The sequence below is a fragment of the Tolypothrix sp. VBCCA 56010 genome (genome assembly GCF_050875635.1).
In the GTDB taxonomy this organism is placed as follows: domain Bacteria; phylum Cyanobacteriota; class Cyanobacteriia; order Cyanobacteriales; family Nostocaceae; genus Hassallia.
This window is the reverse complement of the sequence record NZ_JBPAOH010000239.1, coordinates 1-7,569: the sequence shown is the minus strand read 5'-3', so window position 1 is coordinate 7,569 and position 7,569 is coordinate 1. Positions and strand designations below refer to the sequence as shown.

Annotated in this window: 7 protein-coding genes and 1 pseudogene; 5 read left to right on the top strand and 3 right to left on the bottom strand. The window is 42.3% G+C overall.

Annotated elements, in window-relative coordinates; all coding sequences use genetic code 11:
• Positions 1 to 113 precede the first annotated feature (113 nt).
• Complete coding sequence (locus AABK37_RS39025) at positions 114 to 599, top strand: GNAT family N-acetyltransferase (protein ID WP_432556766.1); 486 nt, start codon at positions 114 to 116, stop codon at positions 597 to 599.
• A 16-nt stretch (positions 600 to 615) separates the two neighbouring features.
• A pseudogene (locus tag AABK37_RS39020) lies at positions 616 to 1,317 on the top strand (pyridoxamine 5'-phosphate oxidase family protein).
• Here AABK37_RS39020 and AABK37_RS39015 read toward each other — a convergent pair.
• Both AABK37_RS39015 and AABK37_RS39010 read right to left on the bottom strand, forming a co-directional pair.
• Positions 1,294 to 1,872 carry a peptidoglycan-binding domain-containing protein gene (locus AABK37_RS39015; RefSeq protein ID WP_432556765.1) on the bottom strand — a complete coding sequence of 193 codons (579 nt, stop codon included), beginning with the start codon at positions 1,870 to 1,872 and terminating at the stop codon, positions 1,294 to 1,296. The pseudogene AABK37_RS39020 and the gene AABK37_RS39015 overlap by 24 nt on opposite strands.
• A gap of 243 nt (positions 1,873 to 2,115) precedes the next feature.
• A complete protein-coding gene (locus AABK37_RS39010) occupies positions 2,116 to 3,342 on the bottom strand; it encodes a hypothetical protein (protein ID WP_432556764.1) in 1,227 nt (408 codons plus the stop codon).
• A 423-nt stretch (positions 3,343 to 3,765) separates the two neighbouring features.
• On the opposite strand from AABK37_RS39010, the gene AABK37_RS39005 reads away from it, so the two are divergent.
• Positions 3,766 to 4,476: a TonB family protein gene (locus AABK37_RS39005; RefSeq protein WP_432556763.1), complete on the top strand. Its 711-nt coding sequence runs from the start codon at positions 3,766 to 3,768 to the stop codon at positions 4,474 to 4,476.
• Positions 4,477 to 4,997: 521 nt separating this feature from the next.
• On the opposite strand, the gene AABK37_RS39000 is transcribed toward AABK37_RS39005, so the two are convergent.
• Positions 4,998 to 5,435, bottom strand: a complete 438-nt coding sequence (locus AABK37_RS39000) for a GNAT family N-acetyltransferase (RefSeq protein ID WP_432556762.1) — start codon at positions 5,433 to 5,435, stop codon at positions 4,998 to 5,000.
• 265 nt (positions 5,436 to 5,700) lie between these two features.
• Between AABK37_RS39000 and AABK37_RS38995 the strand changes: the two genes are divergently transcribed.
• Positions 5,701 to 7,146, top strand: coding sequence for a RecQ family ATP-dependent DNA helicase (locus AABK37_RS38995; RefSeq protein WP_432556761.1), 1,446 nt, complete (start codon positions 5,701 to 5,703; stop codon positions 7,144 to 7,146).
• Positions 7,147 to 7,230: 84 nt separating this feature from the next.
• A complete protein-coding gene (locus AABK37_RS38990; RefSeq protein ID WP_432556760.1) occupies positions 7,231 to 7,410 on the top strand; it encodes a hypothetical protein in 180 nt (59 codons plus the stop codon).
• Positions 7,411 to 7,569: the final 159 nt, after the last annotated feature.

Below are 7,569 nucleotides of genomic sequence, written 5' to 3'. Positions count from 1 at the left end.
CGCCGCCCGAACTTAACGCTTGTGGACTGCAAGGAGCCGACTCCCCAGGTTGAAGCAAGAAATGTTGAGCGATGTCCAAGGATGTCCAGTAAATATAGAACAGTACCTGTAAAGTGACACAAAGACAAATCATCATCAGAGAAGCAACAACCCAAGAAGACTTACTGATTGCACAGCACTTTTACCAAATGTGGCAAGATATGGGCATCCCGCAAGATGCCATCAACCCAGACTGGCATAATATCACCCTTGAGTTTATCGACATGGCGCGTCGAGATTTGTTTTACAAAGCTTTTGTCGCAGAAGTTGATGATGTAATTGTTGGTTCTGCAAGCTGTCAAATCATTGGGGATTTATTCCCGAATATTTTTAAACCAGAGTACCGCAAAACCGGATACATTTGGGGCGTTTACGTCGAACCATCTTACCGCAGACAAGGCATAGCCAAACGATTAACTAGCATAGCAGTAGAGTATTTGAAAGCGATCGCCTGCACGCAAGTAGTTCTTGGTGCCTCACCAGCAGGTAAACCAGTATATTCCAGTCTTGGTTTCTCCCAAGGCAATCAAATGATACTCAATCTCGTAGTGAGCGCTTAAGCGCTGCAAATCATCTATGAATAATCCAGAAAACCTAACTCCCACACAACGCAGCCAAATCAAACGAGTACCTCAGCGCGGAAATTATCAACGCCAAGTCATCTATCAAATTTTGGATGAAGGCTTAATTTGTCATCTTGGATTTGCAATAGATAATCAGCCGTTTGTCATTCCCACTGCTTACGGTCGCGTAGAAGACCAACTTTACATACACGGTTCACCAGCAAGTCGCATGTTGCGCTCTTTAATTACTGGTATTTAAGTTTGCCTCACCGTAACTTTACTTGATGGTTTGGTAATGGCGCGTTCAGCCTTCCATCACTCAATGAACTATCGTTCTGTAGTCATATTTGGTACACCGAGCGTAGTAAAAGATGCCGAAGAAAAGCTAGAAGCTCTACGAGCTTTCACCGAGCATGTAGTACCCGGAAGATGGGCAGAAGTGCGCCAACCCAGTCGCCAAGAATTACAAGGAACCTTAGTACTATCGCTTCCCTTAGCAGAAGCATCTGCCAAGATGCGGACTGGTGCGCCATTAGATGATGAAATAGATTACGATTTACCAGTGTGGGCGGGTGTTGTACCATTGCAATTAGTTGCTGGTGAAGCGATCGCTGATTCTCGTTTGCAACCAGGTATTACTCCACCAACTTATTTACAAAATTACACTCGCGTGCATGTAAAAGAAAATACATCAATTATGGCAATCGACATCTGAAAATTTTCCTAGCCAAGCCTGCTCGTGCTTTTCATAACAGCTGTCAATCATGTTAACGTAACAGTATTTCGCATGAGCATCTAACTTAATTAACGCCTTCCAGGTTTGAGGATTAATCACACCATCAGCGGTCATTTGGCAGGATACCTGAAAATCTTTGACAGCAGCAGCAGTTTTTTGTTGAAAGATACCATCAACTGTACCAAAGTAGTAACCAGCGTATCTTAGTGCCTCTTGAACAGCTTTAACTACCGAACTAGCAGTGCCGACATGCAAGCGTGGCAAGCTAGCAGGTCCCTCACACAAAAAAGCCCAAGTTTTTGGTCCGACAATGCCATCTATCGGTAAAAAAGTCAGGCATTGCAGGTATTTAACCGCAACTAAAGTGTTTTGATTAAAGTAGCCAGTTTCCGCCACATTTTGGGGAAACGACGATGCGGTATCAAATTCCCTTAGCCGCTGATTGAGAATATTTTGCATTTGTTTGACTTCTTCACGACTCGCACCTAATTCTAGGGTTGGTCTGTGGAGAAGATATGGAATTACCCTCACCATAATCTAGATATCTCCTTGATGCTTTTTTAGCTGATAGAAGAAGATCCATATGGTTTATGGTTATTCCGGAGAATCTTTGGGGTAATTTCTTTGGGTATAGCTTGTATGGTTCTGTATCGATGCAAGCACGCAAGCTTGAGGCGATAAGCAAAGCTTAAACCTTTGCTTATCACCTAATTCATCTGCTTGATTGGTGCAACGCCGCTTTTTTTGTCGCCGTAAGAGTGGCAACGAGCACTGCTTCTAATTTCCAATTGGTGCTGCTAAAGGTTGGCGTGGTGTACCACCTCCACCAATGCTGTTGGGTCCGTTGTTGTCCACAACCTTCACCGCAGCAATGATTTTGGCGAAGTCGGCTTGGAGCGCTGCATCTCCATGAACTTGATGTCCGGTGGCTTGCTCGTACTCTTGCTCGGCGCTTCGCTCAACGCAGAGGTAATTGTAGTCCCACCCGGCATCGTCAACGACGTAAGCACCGTAGTCTTGCATCGCTTTAAAGATTTTCTTGCCTGCTTTGCTAGTCAGTCCCAAGCTCTCTGCTGTGACATCGGGCGGAATTGCTAGCAACGAACCCATAACCAGCGCCGGATTGGAGCCATGATATTGGTTTGCCGCATTAGAATCAGCGAGACGGGCGGGCCAGCGGCGACCCGGAGTTGACGATGCAGAATTGTAGTGTAGCCAGTTGCCCCAGATAACAATCTTGAGTGCGTGACGGATAGGCTTGTTGTTCAACAACTCACCTTTGCGAATGCTACCGCCAATGCTCGACATCCCTGAGCCACCATGTCCACCGTCAATGCCATCGCCGTAGATGTCCTGCTCTCCAAACCAGACACCGTAAAGCGGGGCACCCTCCTCACAACGGGTGGTGACGTTATAAGATACCAGGGTTCTGCCATCCGGCATCAAGAACGCCGAGGAGTTGTTTGGAGTAAACCCTGGCTTTGCATCCTCAATGACGAGATCGTAAGGAACCTTCAACGGTTGACCCGCTTCGGGATGCCATTGCGCCTGCTGCTGCGGCTTAGTGCCGGTGCAGCGACCTTGACCCCAAGCACCAGGCATATAGGTTGGCACAGCTGGGTCACTTTCCTTGGTTATGATGAACCAGTCGGTGTCAACTCCAACGCTCGTTGAGCCGATATAGGCATCAACGTATTCCGCGTTTGATCCAATCGGCATATTCCAAATACTGTCGCAGGCAAACGGCTGTTTGTACTTGTCGCGTGCTTTACTTTGACTGCATTTGCTAGCATCCGAGCTGAATGTTGGAGTGCTAGCTTGGGCAATGAAAGTGGGAGTAGTAGGAGTTGGGTGTGAAAGCCTTTTTGAGCTATTTGCTAGCTGCGGTTTAGTATCTTTACTCAGACTCAAGCTTGATTGATTTTGAATGCTAGCGCTGATTAGGGAAGCAGCATTGAGAGCATGGCTAATACTACTCAAGGTACTAGAATCAGAAATTATCATTTGCCTCTTCTCTTTTGATCAAGGTTGGCTGAAGCTCACACAAAAGTGAGTTTTCTTGCTCCAAGTTGGTAGAGGCAAAACCCTGAAAAACTCTTTGTTTAACTCCAAGGGACTTCGCGTCCGAATTGGATTTGAGCTTATATCAACCCGAAGTGAAGTAAAGCCTGCTTACGCAAGTAAGGGCTTAAACTCTTCCTCAAGTTGTCTACTTTACACAAACTTGTTCAGAATATGTCAAAACTTTAAGTATGTCAATGCGTAATTCTAATGAAGAGAAATCATAGTATTTTGCCTTCATTATTATCGCGCCAACTCATATCTCGTTTATTTTGTCAATCCGTAATTTTTAACTTTGTAGCATTTATGTCATGCCGTCAGCTTTATACCACTTAGCGTTGATTGTACTTTCAATGGTAATTCAAGATGAAACATCGTCTATTTAACTCACTTTCTTTTGGTGCAAGCTTATTAATACTGTTTGCTCAACCTGCAAAAGCACAAATTACACAAATTACCGGAATTAAATACAAATTAACTGAGAGAGGATTGGAACTAATTTTAGTTACTCCCATCCCCAAAACTCTGCTGAGTTTTCCCAGAAGACAAGGTAATACCCAAATATTTAATATTTCTAATACTCAATTATCTTTACCTTGTAGCAATAATTTTCGTCGCAACAAACCAGTCCCAGGAATTCAATTTATTAGTGTGACTCCTCAGAATAACAACGGAATCAGCATTGCCGTGAGGGGTGAAAAGAGCTTACCAAAACTACTTGTGTTCATAAGTCAGGCAAAAATTGATTGCATCAAATGCAGTTTTCAGTATCCAGAGGAGTTAAGAAAAAAAGGTATTGAAGGTAGAGCCGATGTAGTTTTGGATATTGATGAACAAGGTAATGTTACCAAGATGAGTTTACGTAGTTATAGCGGCAATACTCAACTTGATAATGCTATTTTGACACAAGTAAGAGACATGAAATTTACAGCTAGTGCCTGTGGAGAAACAAATCTTATTCTCAGGGCAAATTTTTTGATACAGGGGTCAGAATTTCATCGTCAATTAATTGAAGAATATAGAATAAGAGGACGGCAAGAGCATCTGAGAGAAAAATTAAGAAATGGAGCGCAATAAGTAGAACTTACTCAGAAAATAATTGATAATTGGTACGAATTGCAAAGGAACTTATTTACGCGCATTTGTGCGTGAGTATATTTTGGAAAACCTAAGCAGCACTTGCACTTTAAAATTTATTTTTAGCTTTTGCTTGTCAATGCGTAAGTCCTATATACGTAGGAATGAGCGCACCCACTAAAGTCTTGTAGAGGCAATTCATGAATTGCCCCTACGTAAATTCAATTGGTGACAATATGAGTGCGTAAGTCCTATAGGACTCCTATTTGATTTTTGAACATATACGTAGGGTCCGGCTTATTGGGGTGTGGATTTTCGAGGCAGTTTGCGGTGTAGATTTTCTTCCCGCAAAACTGCCGTCCTCCCCCAATATTGCCGTTGTGTTATGCCGTAGGAAGATCGCACCAAAACATAATCGATGGTGCGATCTTACGTTCCGTCTAACACACCCTACAAATACCTACAAATACCTAGATTGTTTTAAAATTAAAATCGGATTGCTATATATACATAAAAAAATCTTACAGATGATGAGCATTATGATTTAAACGCATCATAATTTTTTCCGGTTCTGTCAAATTTTTAAAACCGTATCGACGATAAAGCCCATGAGCATCTTTTGTTCCTAATAACCACCTTTGAACATCTTGCAATTCTGGATATTCCAAAATATAGTTGACAAACCATTTACCTAAACCCTGTCCTCGATAAGGTTCAAGAATAAAAACATCTTTTAACAACGCAGAAGTTGCATAATCAGTGATTACTCTCGCAAAGCCAAGTTGCGTATTACTCTCATAAAGTCCGAAGCATAAAGAATTTTGGATTGACTTTTCGACAATTCTTAATGGAATATTCTCGGAACAATAGGAACTTTGTAAAAAATCATGAATTGCTTTTATATCTAATTTAGATTTATCGGTACTGATATAAAACTTATGTTTTAATTCTTCGTTCATCAGACTACATTGATTATTTATAGTGTTTAGATATGGTAATTAATTTTAATTCATCTGTGCGGTCAGCGCATTAAAGTTGTTGAAACCCCTCTTCTTTCACTCGTCTTTCAGCCATATTTTGAGTAGTCAAAAGGAAAATTATATATTTTATACAAATTAATGTAGAAAATACTGAACCCTTAACTTGATAGCCAAGGTTATATTAATACTCACGTCATGTAAATGAAGTGTGCAAGGAGAAGGGTGCATCTACCTACTATCAATTATGAATCAACATCAATCCCCAGCTTGGAAAGATGTCCGTGCTGCTTTTCAAAAAATTTGGGGTTATGATGATTTTCGTCCGCCACAAGGAGAAATCATCAGCTGTTTGTTGGCAGAAAAAGACGCATTAATTATCATGCCCACAGGTGGCGGAAAGTCTATTTGCTTTCAGTTGCCGGCACTGCTACAAACAGGATTAACGCTAGTAGTTTCCCCCTTGGTAGCGTTGATGGAAAATCAAGTGCAGGAACTACGTCAGCGCAACTTGAGTGCAGCGCTTTTGCATAGTGAATTGCCTTCTAGCCAACGACGTGCGGTTTTGCAAGCTTTGGAACGACAACAGCTAAGATTGCTGTATTTATCGCCAGAAACTTTACTAAGTCCGCCAGTTTGGGAAAGATTGTGTTTGCCGCAGTTAAAAATTAACGGATTGATATTAGATGAGGCACATTGTCTGGTACAATGGGGCGATACATTTCGACCAGCTTATCGAAGATTGGGGGCGGTGCGACCAGCGCTGCTCAAATTCAAACCACAGGGAACACACATCAGCGTAGCCGCTTTTACCGCCACCGCCGATCCTCTGGCTCAAAAAACTATTAAAGAAGTCTTAAGATTAGAGCAACCGGCGTTTTTTCGTGTTAATCCATACCGTTCTAATCTTAACCCCAGTGTTCGCATTGTTTGGACACCAAGAGGCAGAAAGCAACATTTATTAAAGTTTATTCAAGAACGGAAACAAGAACCTGGGTTAGTTTATGTACGTACTCGGCGAGATAGCGAGAATTTAGCTGAGTGGTTGAGAGAAAAAGGTTATTCTACAACTTCTTATCATGCGGGATTGGGTGCAGAAGAACGCCGTGCAGTAGAAGCGAGTTGGCTAAGTGGAAAAACCATGTTTGTTGTTTGTACTTGTGCGTTTGGGATGGGGATAAATAAGCCAGATGTGCGTTGGGTGGTTCACTTCCACGCACCGCATTTGCTTTCGGAGTATGTGCAAGAAATCGGACGCGCTGGAAGAGATGGAAAACCAGCGCAAGCGTTGATGTTGATTAGTGAACCTACGGGATGGTTAGATCCAGAGGATAAGCAAAGACAGAAGTTTTTTGAGGATCGGATGCGATCGCAAGAACTTGACGCACAACAATTAATGAAAAAACTGCCGAAAAAGGGAGAAGTCAATGCAGTTACCAAACAATTTCCCGATGGTGCTGTTGCTCTTTCTCTTCTCCACAGCAGCGGTCAGTTAAACTGGCTTAACCCTTTCGAGTACATTATTGAAGAAAGCAGACCAAAGCAGTTAACGACGCAATTACATCCTGCAAAGCAGATGAATCAGTATCTTACAACAAAGCAATGCCGCTGGCAATTTTTATTAAATGCCTTTGGTTTTGACAAAGAAGCGGCAAACTGGCAGTGTGGACATTGCGATAATTGCAGGAAGTAGTTAGTTGATGGTTGTTAGTTGACAGTTAACAGTTATCAACAGTTTTTATGCAACAATAAGAAGTAATATTAACTATGCAAGACATTGCATTTTAACAAGGGGGTAATCAAAATAGAAAGTAGAACCACTGATGCTAAGGTTCGCGCCTACTTATCTCTCCAGCAAATTATTGGTGATTTGTACGCAGAAGCAGATAACGCCGAGCAGAAGGAAATTATCCAAAAAATAAATCCCCCTCTGCGTTATCTCGGAGGGGATTTATAGCAGTTCCCATTCAGATGCGGTACAACATTATATCGTCGCGTGTAGGGGCACGGCACTGCCCATTGGTGTCAACTTAAGAAGATAAAACCCAAATTTGTTGGGTGTAAGCGTCAATCTCTCGATGACGCTTACGCCTGGCTTTGACTAATCCAAACAGTT